The organism is Cedecea sp. AS113, assembly GCF_037152415.1.
GTDB lineage: Bacteria > Pseudomonadota > Gammaproteobacteria > Enterobacterales > Enterobacteriaceae > Cedecea.
Genome location: NZ_JBBCMI010000001.1, coordinates 226,373 through 248,236, shown reverse-complemented (window position 1 = coordinate 248,236; position 21,864 = coordinate 226,373). Strand labels below are relative to the sequence as shown.

The 21,864-nt window shown below is 55.4% G+C and carries 19 protein-coding genes; all 19 read left to right on the top strand.

Going from position 1 to position 21,864, the window contains the following annotated elements; genetic code table 11:
* Positions 1 to 586: 586 nt before the first annotated feature.
* The 19 genes from WFN87_RS01260 to wcaL all read left to right on the top strand — a co-directional run bounded on the left by WFN87_RS01260 (position 587) and on the right by wcaL (position 21,839).
* On the top strand, positions 587 to 1,726 hold the full coding sequence (locus WFN87_RS01260; RefSeq protein ID WP_336981550.1) for a polysaccharide export protein: 1,140 nt from the start codon (positions 587 to 589) through the stop codon (positions 1,724 to 1,726).
* Positions 1,727 to 1,732: 6 nt separating this feature from the next.
* Positions 1,733 to 2,176: a low molecular weight protein-tyrosine-phosphatase Wzb gene (gene wzb, locus WFN87_RS01255; RefSeq protein WP_008455093.1), complete on the top strand. Its 444-nt coding sequence runs from the start codon at positions 1,733 to 1,735 to the stop codon at positions 2,174 to 2,176.
* Between the two features lie 2 nt (positions 2,177 to 2,178).
* Complete coding sequence (gene wzc / locus WFN87_RS01250; RefSeq protein WP_336981547.1) at positions 2,179 to 4,347, top strand: tyrosine-protein kinase Wzc; 2,169 nt, start codon at positions 2,179 to 2,181, stop codon at positions 4,345 to 4,347.
* Between the two features lie 10 nt (positions 4,348 to 4,357).
* The gene (gene wcaA, locus WFN87_RS01245; RefSeq protein WP_336981545.1) at positions 4,358 to 5,206 is read left to right on the top strand and encodes a colanic acid biosynthesis glycosyltransferase WcaA; all 849 of its coding nucleotides are present in this window, start codon (positions 4,358 to 4,360) and stop codon (positions 5,204 to 5,206) included.
* 2 nt (positions 5,207 to 5,208) lie between these two features.
* Entirely contained in the window at positions 5,209 to 5,694 is a 486-nt protein-coding gene (gene wcaB, locus WFN87_RS01240; RefSeq protein WP_166991234.1) for a colanic acid biosynthesis acetyltransferase WcaB, read from the top strand.
* Positions 5,691 to 6,908: a glycosyltransferase gene (locus WFN87_RS01235; protein ID WP_166872535.1), complete on the top strand. Its 1,218-nt coding sequence runs from the start codon at positions 5,691 to 5,693 to the stop codon at positions 6,906 to 6,908. The genes wcaB and WFN87_RS01235 overlap by 4 nt, the downstream gene beginning before the upstream one ends.
* Positions 6,883 to 8,115, top strand: a complete 1,233-nt coding sequence (wcaD, locus tag WFN87_RS01230; RefSeq protein ID WP_336981542.1) for a colanic acid polymerase WcaD — start codon at positions 6,883 to 6,885, stop codon at positions 8,113 to 8,115. Before WFN87_RS01235 ends, wcaD begins: the two co-directional genes overlap by 26 nt.
* A complete protein-coding gene (gene wcaE, locus WFN87_RS01225) occupies positions 8,115 to 8,867 on the top strand; it encodes a colanic acid biosynthesis glycosyltransferase WcaE (protein ID WP_336981540.1) in 753 nt (250 codons plus the stop codon). Before wcaD ends, wcaE begins: the two co-directional genes overlap by 1 nt.
* A gap of 17 nt (positions 8,868 to 8,884) precedes the next feature.
* Positions 8,885 to 9,424 (top strand): colanic acid biosynthesis acetyltransferase WcaF, encoded by a 540-nt coding sequence (gene wcaF, locus WFN87_RS01220; protein ID WP_336707482.1) that lies wholly within the window; start codon positions 8,885 to 8,887, stop codon positions 9,422 to 9,424.
* A 103-nt stretch (positions 9,425 to 9,527) separates the two neighbouring features.
* Positions 9,528 to 10,649 (top strand): GDP-mannose 4,6-dehydratase, encoded by a 1,122-nt coding sequence (gene gmd, locus WFN87_RS01215; RefSeq protein WP_008455078.1) that lies wholly within the window; start codon positions 9,528 to 9,530, stop codon positions 10,647 to 10,649.
* Between the two features lie 2 nt (positions 10,650 to 10,651).
* Entirely contained in the window at positions 10,652 to 11,617 is a 966-nt protein-coding gene (gene fcl / locus WFN87_RS01210; protein ID WP_336981537.1) for a GDP-L-fucose synthase, read from the top strand.
* A gap of 2 nt (positions 11,618 to 11,619) precedes the next feature.
* On the top strand, positions 11,620 to 12,099 hold the full coding sequence (locus WFN87_RS01205; protein ID WP_039295183.1) for a GDP-mannose mannosyl hydrolase: 480 nt from the start codon (positions 11,620 to 11,622) through the stop codon (positions 12,097 to 12,099).
* Entirely contained in the window at positions 12,096 to 13,316 is a 1,221-nt protein-coding gene (wcaI, locus tag WFN87_RS01200; RefSeq protein WP_336981535.1) for a colanic acid biosynthesis fucosyltransferase WcaI, read from the top strand. Before WFN87_RS01205 ends, wcaI begins: the two co-directional genes overlap by 4 nt.
* Before the next feature lie 3 nt (positions 13,317 to 13,319).
* On the top strand, positions 13,320 to 14,759 hold the full coding sequence (gene cpsB / locus WFN87_RS01195; protein ID WP_336981533.1) for a mannose-1-phosphate guanyltransferase: 1,440 nt from the start codon (positions 13,320 to 13,322) through the stop codon (positions 14,757 to 14,759).
* Between the two features lie 74 nt (positions 14,760 to 14,833).
* A complete protein-coding gene (gene cpsG, locus WFN87_RS01190; RefSeq protein WP_336981531.1) occupies positions 14,834 to 16,204 on the top strand; it encodes a phosphomannomutase CpsG in 1,371 nt (456 codons plus the stop codon).
* 195 nt (positions 16,205 to 16,399) lie between these two features.
* Entirely contained in the window at positions 16,400 to 17,794 is a 1,395-nt protein-coding gene (gene wcaJ, locus WFN87_RS01185; protein WP_166991262.1) for an undecaprenyl-phosphate glucose phosphotransferase, read from the top strand.
* 12 nt (positions 17,795 to 17,806) lie between these two features.
* A complete protein-coding gene (locus WFN87_RS01180) occupies positions 17,807 to 19,285 on the top strand; it encodes an MOP flippase family protein (protein WP_336981528.1) in 1,479 nt (492 codons plus the stop codon).
* A 56-nt stretch (positions 19,286 to 19,341) separates the two neighbouring features.
* Positions 19,342 to 20,622 carry a colanic acid biosynthesis pyruvyl transferase WcaK gene (gene wcaK / locus WFN87_RS01175; RefSeq protein ID WP_336981527.1) on the top strand — a complete coding sequence of 427 codons (1,281 nt, stop codon included), beginning with the start codon at positions 19,342 to 19,344 and terminating at the stop codon, positions 20,620 to 20,622.
* Positions 20,619 to 21,839 carry a colanic acid biosynthesis glycosyltransferase WcaL gene (gene wcaL, locus WFN87_RS01170; RefSeq protein WP_336981525.1) on the top strand — a complete coding sequence of 407 codons (1,221 nt, stop codon included), beginning with the start codon at positions 20,619 to 20,621 and terminating at the stop codon, positions 21,837 to 21,839. The genes wcaK and wcaL overlap by 4 nt, the downstream gene beginning before the upstream one ends.
* The last annotated feature ends 25 nt before the right edge of the window (positions 21,840 to 21,864 follow it).

Here is a 21,864-nt window from a genome sequence, read left to right as displayed (position 1 = left end):
ATTGCGGATAATATTTAAAGAAGCATTTGAGTTATATATTTTATATATGAATACGCCGCTATGAGATAGTTCTGCATATTTTCCCAGACATTGTCTTATTATTTTTATTGTCAATATAAAGAAAATCCTAAAATGTTATTATTGCGTGGTTCATATTATTCTTAAAAGTCCGCCTCCAGCCTTTTGTCTCCTTGCCTGCTGAGTTTTAAGCTGCAACAATCTTTGGCGATGATTAGCAATGAATGTGTGATTACTCGTTTAGTAATAGTTTGTCCCAGCATTGTCATAAGACCTGATTCATTTTTTTCAATATCTTTCGGATATTAGAGAATCTCAGGTTATTAGGATTATTTACCTTTTTCAGTGGGTTGGTGACTGTGAGCCAGGGGCGGTAGCATGCCCGGATGCGGCCAGATAACAGCAAGTGATGGCGTCATCAGAATGTCGGGGAATAAGCTTATTTTAGGAATAATGCCAGTTTTCTCATTCTCTGAATATGTTCAATTCTGCACTTCGTTCTCACGGTTAATTGCTTGCCTGTTTTATTCGCTCAGGATAATTACTCTGCCATAGTGATAAATATTCAATGATAAAATACAAACTGAAGTTGATGCCATTATTGGTGTCAGTCACCCTGATGAGCGGCTGCACGATATTTCCCGGCAGCAATATGTCTACGTCGGGAAAAGACGTCATCAAACAACGGGATGCCGATTTCGACCTTGACCGAATGGTCAACGTTTATCCTTTAACGCCGCGACTGGTGGAGCAACTGAGGCCTCGTCCAGTGGTTGCCCAGCCGAATGCCGGGCTGGATAAAGATATCGCCAATTACCAGTACCGCGTCGGGCCGGGGGATGTATTAAACGTCACGGTCTGGGATCATCCGGAACTCACCACGCCTGCGGGGCAATATCGCAGTTCAAGCGACACCGGTAACTGGGTACAGCCCGATGGCACCATGTTCTATCCGTATGTGGGCAAAATCAGCGTGACCGGCAAAACGCTGGCAGAAATTCGCAGCGATATTACCAGCCGTCTTGCGCAGTACATTGCCCAGCCGCAGGTGGACGTTAATATCGCTGCCTTCCGCTCGCAAAAGGCCTATATCTCCGGGCAGGTAAATAAATCCGGCCAGCAGCCCATCACTAACGTACCGCTGACTATCCTCGACGCGATAAATGCCGCAGGCGGTTTAACCGAAGTAGCCGACTGGCGTAACGTCGTTCTGACCCATAACGGGCAGGAAAAACGCATTTCTCTGCAGGCGCTGATGCAAAATGGCGACCTCAGCCAAAACCATTTGCTCTACCCCGGCGACATTCTGTTTGTGCCGCGTAATGACGATCTGAAAGTGTTTGTGATGGGGGAAGTGAAGAAGCAAACCACCCTCAAAATGGACTTCAGCGGCATGACGCTTACCGAGGCGCTTGGCCAGGCCGAAGGTATCGATCTCACCTCGTCCAACGCCAGCGGCATCTTCGTGATCCGTCCGCTCAAAGGCCAGACGCAGCAAAACGGCAAGATTGCCAACATTTATCAGCTCGATATGTCCGATGCGACTTCGCTGGTGATGGGCACCGAGTTCCAGCTCCAGCCGTATGACGTGGTGTACGTCACTACCGCCCCAGTTTCTCGCTGGAATCGCCTGATCAACCAGCTTCTGCCAACCATCAGCGGCGTGCGTTACATGACCGATACCGCCAAAGATATTCACACCTGGTAACGCGCTATGTTCAACAAAATACTTGTGGTTTGCGTGGGGAACATCTGCCGTTCCCCCACGGCTGAACGGCTGCTCAAACGTTACCACCCGGAGCTTAGCGTCAGCTCAGCCGGGCTGGGGGCGCTGGTCGGCAAGGGCGCTGATGCCGGTGCTGTTGAGGTTGCCGGGCGGCACAACCTTTCGCTTGAGGGGCATTTAGCCCGCCAGGTTTCGGGGCGTCTATGCCGGGAGCACGATCTGATTCTGGCGATGGAAAAACGCCACATCACCACGCTGTGCGAAATGGCACCCGAAATGCGCGGCAAAGTGATGCTGTTTGGCCACTGGGATGCCGGCAGAGAAATTCCTGACCCCTATCGTAAAAGCCGCGACGCCTTCGAAGCGGTCTACAGCATGCTCGACCTTTCTGCCCAAAAGTGGGCTAACGCACTCAACGCTCATCAGGGATAACAATGACAGAGAAAGTACGCCGTTCGAGCGCCCCGACCGAGGGCAATGACGAAATTGATATTGGCCGTTTGTTTGGCACCGTGCTGGAGGCTCGCTGGTGGGTTATCGGCATTACGGGGCTGTTTGCCGTGCTGGCCGCGGTTTATGCCCTGTTTGCCACGCCGGTCTACAAGGCCGACGCGCTGGTGCAAATCGAACAAAATGCCGGTAACACGCTGGTGAACGACATCAGCTCCGCGCTCAGCAATAAGCCACCGGCGTCTGCCGCAGAAATTCAGCTGATCCAGTCCCGCATGGTGCTGGGGAAAACCGTTGATGACCTGAATCTGGACATCTCGGTGACTAAGAACACCTTCTGGCTGTTCGGCGCTGGCTGGGACCGCCTGCAGGGGCACCAGAACGACACGGTGAATGTCACCACGTTTACGCTGCCGGCGGCGATGAACAAAGACACCTTTACCGTGGAAGTGCTGAACGATAAACAGTATCAGCTGACCAGCGACAATGGCTTTAGCGCCAAAGGTGAAGTGGGCAAGCTGCTGAGTAAATCGGGCGTTACGATGCAGGTGGAGGGCATCCAGGCGCAGCCCGGTGACAATTTCACGGTGGTGAAGTATTCCACGTTGGGGATGATCAACCAGCTGCTGGGCAACCTGACGGTGACTGAAAACGGCAAAGATACCGGCGTGCTTAGCTTGTCCTACACCGGGGAGGATAGAGATCAGATCCGCACCATTCTCGACAGTATCACCCGCAACTATCTGGCGCAGAACGTGCAGCGCAAATCGGAAGAGGCCGCCAAAAGCCTGAAGTTCCTGGCCGAGCAGCTGCCGGAGGTGCGCCGCAATCTGGATGCCGCAGAGAACAAACTGAACGCTTATCGCCAGCGCCAGGATTCGGTGGATCTTTCCCTGGAGGCAAAATCGCTGCTGGATTCCGTGGTCAACATTGACGCTCAGCTGAATCAACTGACCTTCAAAGAAGCCGAAATCTCCAAGCTGTACACCAAAGCCCACCCGTCCTACCGCACGTTGCTGGAGCAGCGCAGAACGCTGGAAGATCAGAAAGCTCGCCTGACCAACAGCATCGCCGCGATGCCCAAAACCCAGCAGGAAATTGTTCGCCTGACCCGCGATGTGGAGTCCGGGCAGCAGGTTTATATGCAGCTGTTGAACAAGCAGCAAGAGCTGAAAATCACCGAAGCCAGTACGGTGGGTGATGTGCGCATCGTCGACCCGGCGATTACGCAGCCTGGCATGGTTAAACCTCAGCGCGTGCTGGTGGTGCTGGGCAGCATCATTCTGGGCCTGATTGTGTCTGTGATCGGGGTGCTGCTGCGCTCGCTGTTTAACGGCGGCATTGAAAGCCCGACCGTGCTGGAAGAGGCGGGGCTCAGCGTGTATGCGAGCATTCCGCTCTCCGAATGGCAGAAAACCCGCGACCAGGCCAACCTGCGCAACGTCAAAGGCACTAAGCGCTTCAAACAGAGTCAGTTGCTGGCGGTGGGTAACCCGACCGACCTGGCCATTGAAGCCATTCGCAGCCTGCGCACCAGCCTGCATTTCGCCATGATGCAGGCCCCCAACAACGTCCTGATGCTCACCGGCGTTAGCCCGTCTATCGGTAAAACCTTTGTGTGCGCCAACCTCGCGGCGGTGATCAGCCAGACCAACAAGCGCGTGCTGCTGATGGACTGCGACATGCGCAAAGGCTATACCCACGAACTGCTGGGGACCACCAACGTTAACGGGCTGTCCGATGTGCTGTCAGGGCAGGGGGATATTACCCGCTGCGCGCAGAAAACCTCCGTGCCGAACTTTGACCTTATCCCACGTGGGCAGGTCCCGGCTAACCCGTCCGAGCTGTTGATGAACGAGCGCTTCTCTCAGTTGGTGAAGTGGGCCAGTGAAAATTATGACCTGGTGCTGATAGATACGCCGCCGATTCTGGCCGTCACCGATGCGGCAATTGTGGGGCGCCATGCGGGCACCACGCTGATGGTGGCTCGCTACGCGGTGAACACGCTGAAAGAAGTGGAAACCAGCCTGAGCCGCTTTGAGCAGAACGGCATTGCCGTGCGCGGCGTGATCCTTAACTCGATTTTCCGCCGGGCCACGGGCTACCAGGATTACGGGTATTACGAATACGAATATAAGTCGGATGCTAAATAAGGTGATAGCCATGAACAGCAGCGCAACTCGCCCGCTTATCTCTATATATATGCCGACGTGGAACCGCCAGCAGTTGGCCATTCGCGCCATCAACTCGGTGCTGCGGCAGGATTATGACCACTGGGAAATGATCATCGTCGATGACTGCTCCGCCAGCTTCCAGCAACTGGAGCAGTTTGTTGCAGACCTCGGCGATCCTCGGGTGCGTTACATTCACAACGACATGAACAGCGGTGCCTGTGCGGTACGTAACCAGGCCATTAGGCTGGCGCAAGGGCGCTTTATCACCGGCATTGATGATGATGACGAATGGACGCCGAACCGGCTGTCGGTGTTTCTGTCCCACCAGAATCAGTTGGTCACCCACGCGTTTTTATATGCCAACGACTATTTGTGTGAAGGGCAGGTCTACTCGCAGCCGACCAGCCTGCCGCTGTACCCGAAGTCGCCGTATTCCCTGAAGCTGTTCTACAAGCGCAATATCATCGGCAATCAGGTCTTTACCTACGCCGAACGCTTTAAAAGCAGCCTGTTTGATACCGAGCTGAAGGCGGCGCAGGATTACGATATCTTCCTGCGCATGGTGGTGGCGTTCGGCCAGCCGTGGAAGGTGGAAGAGGCGACCCAAATTCTGCACGTTAATCACGGCGAAATGCAGATAACCAAATCCCCCAAGAAATTTGCCGGTTATTTCCACTTTTACCGCAAGCACAAAGCCAAGTTCGACCGGGCCAGCAAGAAATATCAGCTGTATACGCTCTACCAAATCCGCAATAAGCGCATGTCGTGGCGTACCCTGTTAGCTCTGCTGACGGTGCGCAACGGCAAGCGCCTGGCCGATAGTCTGCGGGGGAGGTAAGCGTGCTGGAGGATATTCGTGCCAATAGCTGGAGCCTGCGCCCGTGCTGCATGGTGCTGGCCTATCGCGTAGCCCACTTTTGCTCGGTGTGGCGCAAGAAAAACGTTATCAACAACCTTTGGGCTGCGCCCGTGCTGCTGGCCTACCGATTCATTACCGAATGCCTGTTTGGCTATGAAATTCAGGCGGGCGCCACCATTGGCCGCCGGTTCACTATTCATCACGGCTATGCGGTGGTTATCAATAAGTTCGTCGTCGTCGGGGATGATTTCACCATCCGCCACGGCGTCACCATTGGTAACCGGGGGAACAGTCTCGCTTGCCCGGTGATTGGCAACGGCGTTGAGCTGGGCGCCAACGTAATCATTGTGGGCGATATCACCCTCGGCAATAACGTGACGGTAGGCGCGGGCAGCGTGGTGCTGGACAGCGTGCCGGACAATGCGCTGGTGGTCGGTGAAAAAGCTCGGGTGAAGGTGATCCAATGAACATCATGCAATTTAATGTCCGCCTGGCCGAAGGCGGTGCGGCGGGGGTGGCGCTCGATCTGCACCAGCGTGCACGTCTGGCCGGGCTGTCCTCACGTTTTATCTACGGCTATGGCAAAGGCGGCAAGAAAAGCGCCAGCCACGACATTTATCCCGACGTTGAGAAACACACGCCTCGCCTGGTGTCGGTTGCCAATATCGCGCTGTTCCGTTTTCTGAACCGCGATCCATTCGGCAATCTGAATAAGCTTTACCGTCGGGTCACTCGCAGCCCACAGCCGGTTGTGCTGCACTTCCATGTGGTGCACAGCTATTGGCTGAACCTGGACGAAATGGTGTCGTTTTGCCAGCGGGTGAAGGCGCACAAGCCGGATGTTACCTTCGTCTGGACGCTGCACGATCACTGGAGCATTACCGGGCGCTGCGCCTTTCTGGACGGCTGCGAAGGCTGGAAAACCGGCTGTGTTAAATGCCCGACGCTGAACAACTATCCGCCGGTCAAAGTGGATAAGGCGCACCAGCAGGTGGCGGGCAAGCGCCAGCTGTTTCGCGAGATGCTGGCGCTGGGCTGCAAGTTTATATCCCCCAGCCAGCACGTCGCCGAAGCTTTTAATCAGCTCTATGGTGCCGGGCGCTGCAGCATCATCAATAACGGTATCGACGTCGCCACCGAGGCGATTCTGGCGGAGCTGCCTGAAAGCGGTGTCGCGACGGTGAAGCCCCGCGTGGCTATTGTGGCCCACGATCTGCGCTATGACGGCAAAACCAACCAGAAACTGGTACAGGCAATGATGGCGCTGGGCGACAAAATTGAGCTGCATACCTTCGGCAAGTTCTCGCCGTTTGAAGGCGCTAACGTGGTGAACCACGGCTATATGACCGACAAGCGCGCGCTGATGAGCGAGCTGAACACGATGGACAGCCTGGTGTTCAGTTCCCGTGTGGATAACTATCCGCTGATCCTGTGCGAGGCGCTGTCTATCGGCGTGCCGGTGGTGGCGACGAGCAGCGAGGCCGCGGATGAAGTTCTGCGTAAAGTGGGGGGCAAAACCTTCACACCGGAACACGTTCTGGCGCTGGTGCAGCTTAAAAAAACGCAGCTGGCAGAGCAGGTTTTCGCGACTGATTTAGCGACCTTCCGTGCAGCCAGCCGCACGGCCTATAGTGGCAAGCAGATGCTGGAGGAATATGTCTCGTTCTATCAGGGTCTGTAGCTATCTGCTGCTGCCGTTCATCTATCTGGTGGTGAACATTAAGCTCGCCTCGCTGGGGGAGAGCTTCCCGATAACCATCGTGACCTTCCTGCCGGCGATTTTGTTTCTGTATATCGAGCGCATCAACCTTAAAAAATTGATGATTGCGTTGGGTGTGGGGGCGGGACTGACGGCGTTTAACTACATTTTTGGCCAGTCGCTCGACCCGGCCAAGTATGTCACCTCGATGATGCTGTTTGTCTATATTGTGCTGATATTGGGCATGACATGGAGCTGCCGATTCAAAACTATTTCTCAGCGTAATCACCGCAAGATATTACGGTTTTTCTATGCCGTGGTGGGCATTATTGTGGCGCTGGCGGCGGCGGAAATGGCTCAGATTATTCTGACCGGCGGCAGTAGCCTGATTGAGAAAATTTCAAAGTTTCTCATCTACAGCAACAATTACGTGCTCAACTTTATTAGCTTTGGTGGGCGGCGTACTACGGCGCTCTATTTCGAGCCCGCTTTCTTCGCCCTGGCATTAATCTCAATTTGGCTCAGCATCAAACAGTTTGGTATCAAAACGCCGAAAACTGATGTTATGATTCTTTTAGGGATAATCCTGTCAGGATCTTTCTCCGGGGTAATGACGTTTATTTTGTTTTATCTGCTGGAGTGGGCGTTTCAATACCTTAATAAAAGCGCCATTAAAAAGAAGTTGCCATTGGCAATTATTTCACTGGCTGTTTTTTTAATCGGTTTGGTATTCGCTTTCCCTTATATCGCAACCCGTGTTGGCGATTTGGGAACCGAAGGGTCGTCATCGTATTATCGTATTATTGGTCCATTGGTGATGGTTGGTTACTCTCTGGCAAATGTTGATGGCGTAGTACGGTTTGGTTCTCTCTATGAATATGTCGCATCATTCGGAATATTTAACGGTGCGGATGTAGGGAAAACCGTGGACAATGGACTGTATCTGCTGATTATTTATTTCTCATGGTTTGCAGTGTTAATGACCGCTGGCTATATGTGGCGAGTCATGAAAATGATGCGCAATGCCTTTGGCAATAATGAGAATTATCGTGTTCAGCTTTGGTTGTTTATGCCTGTATCTTTGTTTTTTACCGGTTCTATTTTTAGCCCGGAATATGCATTTTTAATTGTTTGCCCATTTATTTTGCGTAAAGCAATTCAGCATTCGCTGCCAGGAGGTGCGCAATAATGTTATTAAGTGTTATTACAGTGGCATGGCGTAACCATGCCGGGGTCGTGAAGACCTGGCAATCGCTGGCGCACCTGGCACAGGCCAAAGGCATCGAGTTCGAATGGATTGTGGTGGACGGCAACTCTCCAGACGGCACGGCTGAGTTTCTTGCTGGCCTGCAGGGCCAGTACAACCTGCGCTTTGTCAGTGAGAAAGACAGCGGCATTTACGATGCGATGAACAAAGGCATCGCCATGGCGCAGGGGCGCTATGCGCTCTTTCTGAACTCCGGCGATGCTTTCCACCCTGAGATTGCCGAGGTGATTTATCAGCTGGCAGCCTTAGGCGAGCGCGATGACGCGATGGTGATTGGTGACGCGCTGCTGGACTTTGGTGATGGTAATAAAATTCGCCGCAGCGCCAAGCGGGGCTGGTATATCTACCATAGCCTGCCGGCCAGCCATCAGGCTATCTTTTTCCCGCTCTCTGGACTGCGTAAATATCCCTACGATCTGCAATATAAAGTCTCATCCGATTACGCGCTGGCGGCAAAAATGTATAAAAACGGCTATGCCTTTAAGCGTATCAAAGGGCTGGTGTCTGAATTTTCAATGGGCGGCGTGTCTACTTCTAACAATATTGAATTGTGCCGTGATGCGAGACATGTTCAGCGAAAAATATTACGCGTGCCGGGCTTTATTGCCGAGCTCTCTTTCCGACTCAGATTAAAAACAACCGGCAAAGCAAAAGCGCTTTATAACAAAGCTTAAAGCTCACAGGAAATATTATGCAGGATTTAAGCGGCTTCAGTGTACCGAGGGGGTTTCGCGGCGCGAGCGGCATTAAAGTGCAGTTGTGGTGGGCGGTTCAGGCCACTCTATTTGCCTGGTCTCCGCAAGTTTTATATCCGTGGCGTGCCTTTTTATTACGTGTTTTTGGAGCGAAGGTAGGCAAGAAGGTTGTTGTTCGCCCCTCGGTGAAAATTACCTACCCCTGGAAGTTAACGCTCGGAGATTATGCCTGGGTTGGCGATGATGCCGTGCTCTATACCCTCGGTGAAATTAGCATCGGCGCAAATTCCGTGGTGTCGCAAAAATGTTATTTGTGCACCGGCAGTCACGATTATATGAGTCAGCATTTCGATATTACCCAGTCACCGATTGTTATCGGCGAAAAATGCTGGCTGGCAACGGATGTATTTGTTTCCCCGGGCGTCACGATAGGCGATGGCTGTGTCGTGGGAGCCCGGAGCAGCGTTTATAAATCATTACCGGCGAATGCCGTTTGCCGGGGAAACCCGGCAGTAAAAATACGCGACCGCGCGTAATGCTTTCACCCTTGCTCTGTTTGTGACTGTTTATCTCCCTCTGCGGAGAGACAGGGAGTGAGGGGTAAGGGCCAATAAAAATGTTCACAGAGGATAAATTATCATGACTAAAGTAGCTCTCATTACGGGTGTCACCGGACAAGACGGCTCTTACCTGGCGGAATTCCTGCTGGAAAAAGGCTATGAAGTCCACGGTATCAAGCGCCGCGCCTCTTCTTTCAATACCGAACGTGTGGACCACATTTATCAGGATCCGCACGCGGGTAACCCAAAATTCCATCTGCACTATGGCGACCTGACCGATACCTCCAACCTGACCCGTATTTTGTCCGAAGTGCAGCCGGATGAAGTCTACAACCTGGGCGCGATGAGCCATGTCGCGGTTTCTTTTGAGTCACCGGAATACACCGCGGACGTGGATGCGATGGGCACCCTGCGCCTGCTCGAAGCCATTCGCTTCCTCGGCCTCGAAAAGAAAACGCGCTTCTACCAGGCATCCACTTCAGAGCTGTACGGCCTGGTGCAGGAGATCCCACAGAAAGAAACCACACCTTTCTACCCGCGTTCCCCCTACGCAGTCGCCAAGCTTTACGCCTACTGGATCACCGTCAACTACCGTGAATCCTACGGCATGTATGCCTGTAACGGCATTCTGTTCAACCACGAATCTCCGCGTCGCGGCGAAACCTTCGTCACTCGCAAAATTACCCGCGCGATTGCCAACATCGCTCAGGGCCTGGAGAAGTGCCTGTACCTCGGCAACATGGATTCCCTGCGCGACTGGGGCCACGCCAAAGACTACGTGAAAATGCAGTGGATGATGCTGCAGCAGGAAAAACCGGAAGACTTCGTGATCGCCACCGGCGTGCAGTACTCCGTGCGTCAGTTCGTAGAAATGGCGGCGGCTCAGCTCGGCATCAAACTGCGCTTTGAAGGTCAGGGCGTGGAAGAGAAAGGCATTGTGGTTTCCGTCACGGGTCACGACGCGCCGGGCGTGAAACCAGGCGACGTTATCGTCTCCGTTGATCCGCGTTACTTCCGTCCTGCGGAAGTGGAAACCCTGCTGGGCGATCCAACCAAAGCGCACGAAACGCTGGGCTGGAAGCCGGAAATTACCCTGCAGGAGATGGTTGGTGAAATGGTAGCCAAAGACCTTGAAGCGGCGAAGAAACACTCTCTGCTGAAGTCCCATGGTTATGAGGTCGCCATCGCGCTGGAGTCCTGAGCATGAATAAAAAACGTATCTTTGTTGCCGGTCACCGTGGGATGGTCGGCTCGGCCATCGTCCGCCAGCTCGGGCAGCGCGATGACGTTGAGCTGGTGCTGCGCGGGCGCGATGAGCTGAATCTGCTGGACGCTGGGGACGTTAATGCCTTCTTCGCCAGCGAGAAAATCGACCAGGTTTACCTGGCGGCGGCAAAAGTGGGCGGTATCGTCGCCAATAACACGTTCCCGGCAGAGTTTATCTACGAGAACATGATGATCGAAAGCAACATTATTCATGCCGCGCACACGCACGGCGTGAACAAACTGTTGTTCCTCGGCTCATCCTGTATTTACCCGAAGATGGCGAAGCAGCCGATGGCCGAAAGCGAGCTGCTGCAGGGCACGCTTGAAGCCACGAACGAGCCGTATGCGATTGCCAAGATTGCCGGGATCAAGCTGTGCGAGTCCTACAACCGCCAGTACGGGCGGGATTACCGCTCGGTGATGCCGACCAATCTGTACGGGCCGAACGACAACTTCCACCCGAGCAACTCCCACGTTATTCCGGCCCAGCTGCGTCGCTTCCATGAAGCCACGCAGGAAAATGCCCCGGACGTGGTGGTATGGGGCAGCGGCACGCCGATGCGTGAGTTCTTACACGTCGACGACATGGCGGCAGCCAGCATTCACGTGATGGAACTGGATCGGGAAGTGTGGCAGGAGAATACCGACCCGATGCTGTCGCACATTAACGTCGGCACCGGCGTGGACTGCACTATCCGTGAACTGGCGCAGACGCTGGCCAAAGTGACCGGCTACCGGGGGCGCGTGGTGTTTGACGCCACCAAACCTGACGGCACGCCGCGCAAGCTGCTGGATGTATCCCGCCTGCATCGCCTCGGCTGGTATCACGAGATTTCCCTGGAGGCGGGCCTCGCCAGCACTTACCAGTGGTTCCTCGAAAATCAGCAGCGGTTCCGGGGGTAAGCATGTTTTTGAGCGCGGAAGATTTTGCCACCGTAGTGAGCGCCACGCCGCTGATCTCCATCGACCTTATCGTCGAAAACCAGGCGGGCGAATTCCTGCTGGGTTTGCGGACCAATCGCCCTGCGAAGGGCTTTTGGTTTGTGCCGGGGGGAAGGGTGCTGAAGAACGAAACGCTGGCGAATGCTTTTATTCGTCTCACCGAGGCTGAGCTGGGCAAATCGTTCACTCTGCTGGACGGGGAGTTTTACGGCGTCTGGCAGCATTTCTACGGCGATAACTTCTCCGGGAAGGATTTCTCGACCCATTACGTGGTGCTGGGTTTCCGCCTGCGGGTGGACGACAAACAGCTGAACCTGCCTGCTGAGCAGCACAAAGCGTACTGCTGGCTGACGCCGGAAGCGCTGCTCAAGCGGGAAGACGTGCACGACAACAGCCGTGCTTACTTCATCACCCAGGGCAAAGGGAAGGTACCGGGCTTATGAAAATTCTGGTCTACGGCATTAACTATTCCCCGGAGCTGACCGGCATCGGCAAGTACACCGGTGAAATGGTGGAGTGGATGACCAGCCGGGGCCATGAGGTGCGGGTGATCACCGCGCCGCCTTATTATCCGGTCTGGCGCGTGCACCCGGACTACTCGGCGTGGAAATACAAAAAAGAGCCGGGGAAAGCGACCGTCTGGCGCTGCCCGCTGTATGTGCCGAAGCAGCCTTCGACGCTGAAACGCCTGATTCACCTGGGCAGCTTCGCGCTGAGTTCATTTTTTCCGCTTCTGGCGCAACGCAACTGGAAGCCAGACCGGGTCATTGGCGTGGTGCCGACGCTGTTTTGCGTGCCGGGGATGCGCCTGCTGGCAAAACTGAGCGGGGCGCGCACGCTGCTGCACATTCAGGACTACGAGGTGGACGCGATGCTCGGCCTCGGTATGGCCGGAAAGACACCGGGAAAAATTGCTCGCCTGGCCCAGCGCTTTGAAAAAAGCGGGCTGCACAACGTTGATAACGTCTCCACCATTTCTCGCTCGATGATGAACAAGGCTACCGAGAAAGGCGTCGACCCACAGCGTGTGATTTTTTTCCCTAACTGGTCGGAAGTGGCGCGTTTCCGTGATGTTGATCCGGCGCAAATCCAGGCCGTGCGCCAGGCGCTCAATCTGCCGGAAGATAAAAAAATCATTCTTTACTCCGGCAACATCGGCGAAAAACAGGGGCTGGAAACGGTGATTGAAGTGGCGAGCCGCTTCTCTGAGAGCCCGTATCTGTTCGTGATTGTGGGCCAGGGCGGCGGTAAAGAGAGGCTCGAAAAACTGGTGCACGTTCACGGGCTGAGTAACGTGGTGTTCCACCCGCTTCAGTCTTACGACGCGCTGCCCGCGCTGCTCTGCCTGGCCGATTGCCATCTGGTTATCCAGCGTCGGGGAGCGGCGGACGCCGTCCTGCCGTCAAAACTCACCAATATCCTGGCCGTCGGCGGCAATGCGGTGATTACCGCCGAGCCTGAAACAGAGCTGGGCCAGCTTTGCGAAGCGTATCCGGGCATTGCGGTTTGCGTGATGCCTGAATCCGCCGATGCGCTGGCGGCGGGCATTGAACGCTGTCTGCAGCTGCCACAACACAACACGACGGCACGTGAATATGCCGAACGCACGCTCGAAAAAGAGAACGTGTTAAGCCAATTTATTGCTGACATTCGGGGATAAATGATGAGTCAGTCACAACTCTATCCGGTGATCATGGCGGGCGGAAACGGGAGCCGTCTCTGGCCGCTGTCCCGCGTGCTGTACCCCAAGCAGTTCCTCTGCCTGAAAGGGGATCTGACCATGCTGCAAACCACCATCAATCGCCTGAACGGGGTAGAGTGCGAAAGCCCGGTGGTGATTTGCAATGAGGAACACCGCTTTATTGTCGCCGAGCAGCTGCGCCAGCTAAGTAAACTGACCGAAAATATCGTGCTGGAACCGGCCGGGCGCAACACCGCGCCAGCCATTGCGCTGGCCGCCCTGGCCGCGCTGCGTAACCAGCCGCAGCAGGACCCGCTGATGCTGATCCTCGCCGCCGATCACGTCATCCAGAATGAAGAAGCCTTCCGCGAGGCGGTGCGCTGCGCGATGCCTTATGCGGAAGCAGGCAAGCTGGTGACCTTCGGGATCGTCCCCGACCTGCCGGAAACGGGCTACGGCTATATTCGCCGTGGCGCAGTGACGACGCCGGAAAACGGCGACGCCCTGGCGTTTAGCGTCGCGCAGTTTGTCGAAAAACCCGATCTCTCCACCGCCCAGGCCTATGTCGCCTGCGGCGAATACTACTGGAACAGCGGCATGTTCCTGTTCCGCGCGGGCCGCTATCTGGAAGAGCTGGCGAAGTTCCGCCCCGACATTCTGGCCGCCTGCGAAAAAGCCATGGCGGGCGTTGACCCGGATCTGGATTTCGTTCGCGTGGATGAGCAGGCGTTCCTGGCCTGCCCGGATGAGTCTATCGACTATGCGGTAATGGAAAAAACCGCCGATGCGGTGGTGGTGCCGATGGACGCCGGCTGGAGCGATGTGGGCTCGTGGTCCTCGCTGTGGGAAATCAGCGCCAAGAGTCCGGAAGGGAACGTACATCACGGCGATGTCATCAGTCACGAAACCGAAAACAGCTACATCTATGCCGAATCCGGCCTGGTCACTACCGTGGGGGTGAAAGACCTGGTCGTGGTGCAAACCAAAGATGCGGTGCTGATTGCCGACCGTGACCACGTACAGAACGTGAAGAAAGTGGTGGAGCGCATCAAAGGTGATGGCCGCCACGAGCACCATAACCACCGGGAAGTTTACCGCCCGTGGGGGAAATACGACTCCATCGACGCCGGGGAGCGTTACCAGGTGAAGCGCATCACCGTTAAGCCTGGCGAAGGGCTCTCGCTGCAAATGCACCACCACCGCGCCGAACACTGGATTGTGGTGGCGGGCACCGCCAAAGTCACTCTGGGGGATGAGATTAAGCTGCTGGGTGAAAACGAGTCTATCTACATTCCGCTCGGCATGACCCACTGCCTGGAAAACCCCGGCAAAATTCCCCTCGACCTGATTGAGGTCCGCTCCGGTACCTATCTGGAAGAAGACGACATCGTCCGCTTCCAGGATCGCTACGGACGTATTTAATCCCTGACTAAAAAACAAGCTCCACGGGCCAAAGACCCGTGGGTTGGGTAACTGTTGCCCGAAGGAGCGAAATCATGCAGCAACTGACCTGTTTTAAAGCCTACGACATCCGCGGCCGCCTGGGCGACGAGCTAAATGAAGACATCGCCTGGCGCATTGGCCGCGCCTACGGTGAGTACCTGAAGCCAAAAACTATCGTGCTGGGCGGCGACGTGCGTCTGACCAGCGAATCGCTGAAGCAGGCGCTGGCGCGTGGCCTGCAGGATGCGGGCGTGGACGTGCTGGATATTGGCCTGTCCGGTACCGAAGAGATTTACTTTGCCACCTGGCATCTGGACGTGGACGGCGGCATCGAAGTGACCGCCAGCCACAACCCGATGGACTACAACGGCATGAAGCTGGTGCGCCAGGGAGCTCGCCCTATCAGCGGTGACACCGGCCTGCGGGACGTACAGTGCCTGGCGGAAGCCAACGACTTCCCGCCGGTGGATGAGGCGGCGCGCGGCAGCTATCAGAAAGTGTCGGTGGTAGACGCTTATCTCGACCATCTTTTCTCGTACATCAACGTCAGCCACATCAAGCCGCTGAAGCTGGTGGTGAACTCCGGTAACGGCGCGGCCGGCCCGATTGTGGACGCCATCGAAGCCCGCTTTAAGGCACTTAATGTCCCGCTGACGTTTGTGAAGGTGCACAACACGCCGGACGGCAATTTCCCGAACGGTATTCCTAACCCGCTGTTGCCGGAGTGCCGCGCCGATACGCGCGACGCGGTGATTGCGCACGGGGCGGATATGGGCATCGCGTTTGACGGGGACTTTGACCGCTGCTTCCTGTTCGACGAGAAAGGGCAGTTTATCGAGGGGTACTACATCGTGGGCCTGCTGGCGGCGGCGTTTCTTGAGAAACAGCCCGGGGCAAAAATCATTCACGACCCGCGGCTGTCCTGGAACACGGTCGATATCGTCGAGCGTGCGGGTGGCCAGCCGGTGATGTCGAAAACCGGGCATGCGTTTATCAAAGAGCGGATGCGTGAAGAGGATGCCATTTACGGCGGGGAGATGAGCGCCCATCACTATTTCCGCGATTTTGCCTATTGCGACAGCGGGATGATCCCGTGGCTGCTGGTGACCGAATTGCTGTGCCTGAAGGGCAAAACGCTGGGCGAGCTGGTCGAGGATCGCATGGCTGCGTGGCCGGCCAGCGGTGAAATTAACAGCAAGCTGGAAGCGCCGGCAGAGGCGATTGAACGTGTACGCGCGCATTTCGGCCCGCACGCGGCAGAGATTGACCACACGGACGGCATCAGCATGGCGTTTGGCGACTGGCGCTTCAACCTGCGCAGCTCTAACACCGAGCCTGTGGTGCGCCTGAACGTGGAGTCCCGCGGAAACGAGGCGCTGATGCAGGCGCGAACGCAGGAAATTATGGCTCTGCTGAACCAATAATCTGCCGTATTGAGGTGTTTAACCCTCACCCTGACCCTCTCCCTGGAAGGGAGAGGGAATATCAAGTGCCAGCTTTTCTCGCACTCTCCAGTGGAGAGGGAATAGTCAGGTGCCAGCTTTTCTCCCTCTCCACCGTGGGGAGAGGGCTGGGGTGAGGGGGAAAACACCGATGCGACAACTTTCAAAGGTAAAACGATGACAAATCTAAAAAAGCGCGAGCTGCCAAAAACCAACGCATCGTTGATCTCTATGGTGCAACGTTTTTCTGACATCAGCATCATGTTTGCCGGGCTATGGATGGTTTGCAAGGCTAACGCTTTGCCTTTTCTCTATATGCATTTGCTGATGGCTTTATTAACCCTCGTTGTGTTCCAGATGATCGGTGGGATGACGGATTTTTACCGTTCATGGCGCGGGGTGAAAATGTCCAGCGAGCTATTCCTGTTGCTGCAAAACTGGACGCTGAGCGTGGTTTTCAGCGCCGGTCTGCTGGCGTTTAACAGCGATTTTGATGGCTCTTTCTGGGTTTATCTGGCCTGGTATGCCTTGGCCGGTGTGGGGATGGTTATCTGCCGGTCATGGATCCGTTTTGCCGCAGGCTGGCTGCGTAATAAAGGTTTTAATACGCGACGCGTTGCCATTGCGGGCTCTTTGCCGGTCGGACAGATGCTGGCGCAGAGCTTCAAGAATGAACCGTGGCTCGGCTTCAACGTGCTTGGCGTGTATGACGATGAGCCGCCTGCAGGTGCCCTGGTTAGCTATATTGGCAACTTCAATACGCTGGTGGCGGACGCCCGCAGCGGCCAAATTGATAAAGTCTATATCGCGATGGAAATGAGCCACGAGTCGCGCATTAAAAAGCTGGTGAGTGAGCTGGCGGATACCACCTGTTCGGTACTGCTGATCCCCGATGTTTTCACCTTTAATATTCTTAATGCCCGCACCGAAGAGGTCAACGGCGTGCCGGTTGTGCCGCTGTTTGAAACGCCTTTGAGTGGCTTTAACAGCGTACTCAAACGGCTGGAAGATATCGTGCTCTCCTCTTTTATCCTGCTGCTCATTTCCCCTGTTCTGCTTTGCATTAGCCTGGCGGTGAAGCTGACTTCGCCCGGGCCGGTTATTTTCCGCCAGACGCGCTACGGCATGGACGGCAAGCCAATCAAAGTGTGGAAATTCCGCTCTATGAAGGTGATGGAAAACGACGCGGTGGTTGTGCAGGCCACGAAAGGGGATTCGCGCATCACGCCGGTAGGCAGCTTTCTGCGCCGCACCTCCCTCGACGAACTGCCGCAGTTTATCAACGTGCTGCTGGGCGGTATGTCCATCGTCGGCCCTCGTCCCCATGCCGTGGCCCATAACGAGCAATATCGCGCGTTAATAGAAGGCTACATGCTGCGCCACAAGGTCAAACCGGGCATTACCGGCTGGGCGCAAATTAACGGCTGGCGCGGGGAAACGGATACGCTCGACAAGATGGAAAAGCGCGTGGAGTTCGACCTGGAATACATTCGCGAGTGGAGCCTGTGGTTCGACATCAAGATTGTCTTCCTGACCGTTTTCAAAGGCTTTGTTCACAAAGCGGCATACTGACCGGAATCCAACATGAGCCTGAGAGAAAAAACCATCAGCGGGGCGAAGTGGTCCGCGATTGCAACGGTGATCATTATTGGTTTAGGGCTGGCGCAGATGACGATTCTGGCCAGAACTATTGATAACCACCAGTTTGGCCTGCTGACGGTGTCGCTGGTGATCATCGCCCTGGCCGATACGCTGTCTGATTTTGGTATCGCCAACTCGATTATTCAGCGCAAAGAGATAAGCCAGCTGGAGTTGACCACGCTCTACTGGCTGAATGTCGGGCTGGGCGTGCTGGTGTGCATCGCGGTGTTTTTACTGAGCGATGTGATTGCCGGCGTGCTGCATAACCCGGACCTGTCGCCGCTGATTAAAACGCTGGCCTTTGCTTTTATTGTCATCCCTCACGGGCAGCAGTTTCGCGCCCTGATGCAAAAGGAGCTGGAGTTTTCAAAAATCGGCTCGATTGAGACTGTGTCCGTGCTGGTGGGGTTCAGCGTCACCGTGACGGCGGCGATGTACTACCCGTTTGCCATCACGGCAATCATCGGTTACCTGGTGAATACCGTCGTTCGTACCTCACTGTTTGGCTTCTTTGGCCGCAAGATTTACCGCCCTGGCTTCCACTTCTCCCTGAAATCAGTGAGTTCCAACCTGAAGTTTGGCGCCTGGCTGACCGCCGACAGCGTGATCAACTACGTCAATACCAACCTTTCCACGCTGGTACTGGCACGTATTCTCGGGGCTGGGGTCGCCGGCGGCTATAACCTGGCTTATAACGTGGCCGTCGTGCCGCCGATGAAGCTCAACCCGATCATCACCCGCGTGCTGTTTCCGGCGTTTGCCAAAATTCAGGACGACACGGCGAAGCTCCGGGTGAATTTTTACAAGCTGCTGTCGATTGTGGGCATCATTAATTTCCCGGCGCTGCTGGGGCTGATGGTGGTCTCCAATAACTTCGTCCCGCTGGTGTTTGGGGACAAGTGGCAGTTCATCACGCCCATCCTGCAGCTGTTGTGCGTTGTTGGCCTGCTGCGTTCCATCGGGAACCCCATCGGTTCGCTGCTGATGGCCAAAGCGCGCGTGGACATCAGCTTCAAATTCAACGTGTTTAAAACCTGCCTGTTTATTCCGGCGATTATTGTCGGCGGCCGGCTCGGCGGCGCGCTCGGCGTGACGCTCGGTTTCCTGCTGGTTCAGGTTGTGAACACCGTGCTCAGCTATTTCATCATGATTAAACCCGTGCTGGGCTCCAGCTATCGGGAATACATCCTCAGCATCTGGCTGCCTTTTTATCTCTCACTCCCAACGCTGATTGTCAGCGCCGGGCTAGGCATCGCGCTGACCGGGCATTTGCCTCTGGCGATGTTGCTGGCGGCACAGGTCGTCGCGGGAGCGGCGACGTTTATGGTGGTGATTATTTTGTCCCGCAATGCGCTGATCGTTGAACTGAAGCGGCAGTTTTGCCGCAGCGAACGCCTGAAAGCGCTGCTCCGCGCTGGCTAAGAACAACAAAGAGGGGAAACCACATTTTCCCCTTTGTCATAAAGTTAGAGGTCGATATGAAATTACTTATTCTTGGCAACCATACTTGCGGCAACCGCGGTGATAGCGCCATTTTGCGCGGGTTGATTGACGCCATCACGACGCTTGATGACAGCATTCATGTGGATGTAATGAGCCGCTACCCGGTCAGTTCTGCCTGGCTGCTGGGGCGCCCGGTGCTGGGTGACGGGCTCTACAAGCAGATGAAGCGGTATAACAACGCCGCCGGGCTGGTCGGGCGGGTCAAAAAAGTCCTGCGCCGTAAATATCAGCACCATGTGCTGGTAGCGAAAGCAAGCAACACCGGGCGGTTGCGTAACATCGCCATCCCACAGGGGTTTATTGATTTTGTGAAATCGCTGCAGGAATACGACGCGATTATTCAGGTGGGCGGCTCTTTCTTTGTCGATCTTTATGGCGTCACGCAGTTTGAGCACGCGCTGTGCAGCTTCATGGCCCGCAAGCCGGTTTATATGGTTGGCCACAGCGTGGGCCCGTTCCAGGAGCCGCAATTTAACCAACTGGCGAACTACGTCTTTGGGCACGCGAAGTCCCTGATTCTGCGGGAAACCGTAAGTCTGGCGTTGATGAAGCAAAGTCAAATCGACACCAGCAAGGTGGAACAGGGCGTCGATACGGCGTGGCTGGTGGCGCAGCATGAAGAGGATTTTGTGCCGGGTTATGCGGTTAAGCACTGGCTGGGCGTGGTCGAGAGAAAGAGAACCGTGGCGATTACGCTCCGCGAACTGGCGCCGTTTGATAAACGCCTCGGCACCACCCAGGAAGCCTACGAGAAGGCCTTTGCCGAAGTGGTAAATCGCACGATTGAACAGGGCTATCAGGTCCTGGCGCTTTCCACCTGCACCGGCATCGACAGCTATAACAAAGACGACCGCATGGTGGCGCTCAATATCCGCCAGTACATCACCCAACCCGATGACTACCACGTCGTGATGGACGAGCTGAACGACCTGGAAATGGGCAAAATTTTTGCTGCCTGCGAGCTCACGGTGGGCACGCGTCTCCACTCGGCCATTATTTCGATGAACTTCGGCACGCCGGCTATCGCCATCAACTACGAGCACAAATCTGCGGGCATCATGCAGCAACTGGGGATGCCAGAAATGGCTATTGATATTCGCCAGTTGCTGGACGGCTCTTTGCAGGGCGTAGTGGCGGATGTTTTGGGGCAATTGCCCGCGATTAACCAACGTCTTACGGCGGCAGTGAGCGCTGAGCGTGCTAACGGCATGAACATGGTGCGCTCGGTGCTTGAGCGAGTTAAGGAGGATAAATGAAGGTCGGTTTCTTCCTGCTGAAGTTTCCCCTGGCGTCGGAAACTTTTGTGCTGAATCAGATAACCGCTTTTATCGACATGGGCCACGAGGTTGAGATTGTTGCCCTGCAAAAGGGCGACATGACCAATACCCACGCGGCGTTTAAAAGCTATGGGCTTTCGGAAAAAACCGTCTGGCTGCTCGACGAGCCAGAAGGTAAAGTCGCGAAGCTGAAAAACCGGGCGTGGAATACGCTGCGGGGGGCTTTGCGAGGCAGCACATGGCGAGCGCTTAACCGCACGCGCTATGGCGATGAAGCCCGCAATCTGATCCTGCCCTCGATTTGTGGCCGGCAGAAACAGCCGCTTGAGGCCGACGTTTTTATTGCTCACTTTGGCCCGGCGGGCGTTACGGCCGCCAAGCTGAAGGAGCTTGGCGTGCTCAACGGCAAAATTGCCACCGTGTTTCACGGGATTGATATCTCGCACCGGGATGCGCTGGCTCACTATACGCCGGAATACAGGCAGCTGTTTGAGCGCGGGGACTTAATGCTACCCATAAGCAATCTCTGGGCCAGCCGCCTGAAAAACATGGGCTGCCCGGAGAGCAAAATTGCGGTCTCAAGGATGGGCGTGGATATGGACAAGTTTTCTTTAAGACCCATGAAAACGCCGGGGGCGACGCTGGAGATTATCTCGGTGGCGCGGCTGACGGAAAAAAAAGGGTTACATTTTGCCATTGAAGCCTGTCGCCTGCTGAAGGCGCGCGGCGTGGCATTTCGCTACAACATTTTAGGCATTGGCCCCTGGGAGCGTCGTCTGAAGACGCTGATTGAGCAATTGCAGCTGGAGGACGTGGTCTTTATGCCCGGTTTTAAGCCCAGCCATGAAGTGAAGGCGATGCTGGACCAGGCCGATCTGTTCTTGCTTCCTTCGGTGACCGGCGAAGACGGGGATATGGAAGGCATCCCCGTGGCGCTGATGGAGGCGATGGCCGTTGGCATTCCGGTCGTGTCTACCGTTCATAGCGGTATTCCTGAGCTTATCGACGCCGATGAGTCGGGCTGGCTGGTGCCGGAAAAGGATGCTTTTGCGCTCGCCGATAAGCTACAGGTTGCGGCTTCTGTGCCAGAAAGTGACCTGCAGTTAATACTGGCTCGGGCAAGAGAGAAAGTCGCCGGCCAGTTCAATCAGCAGGTTATCTACCAGCAGCTTGCCCGTCAGCTTCAGACGCTATAAATCACCGAATCTTATGCTGAGGACT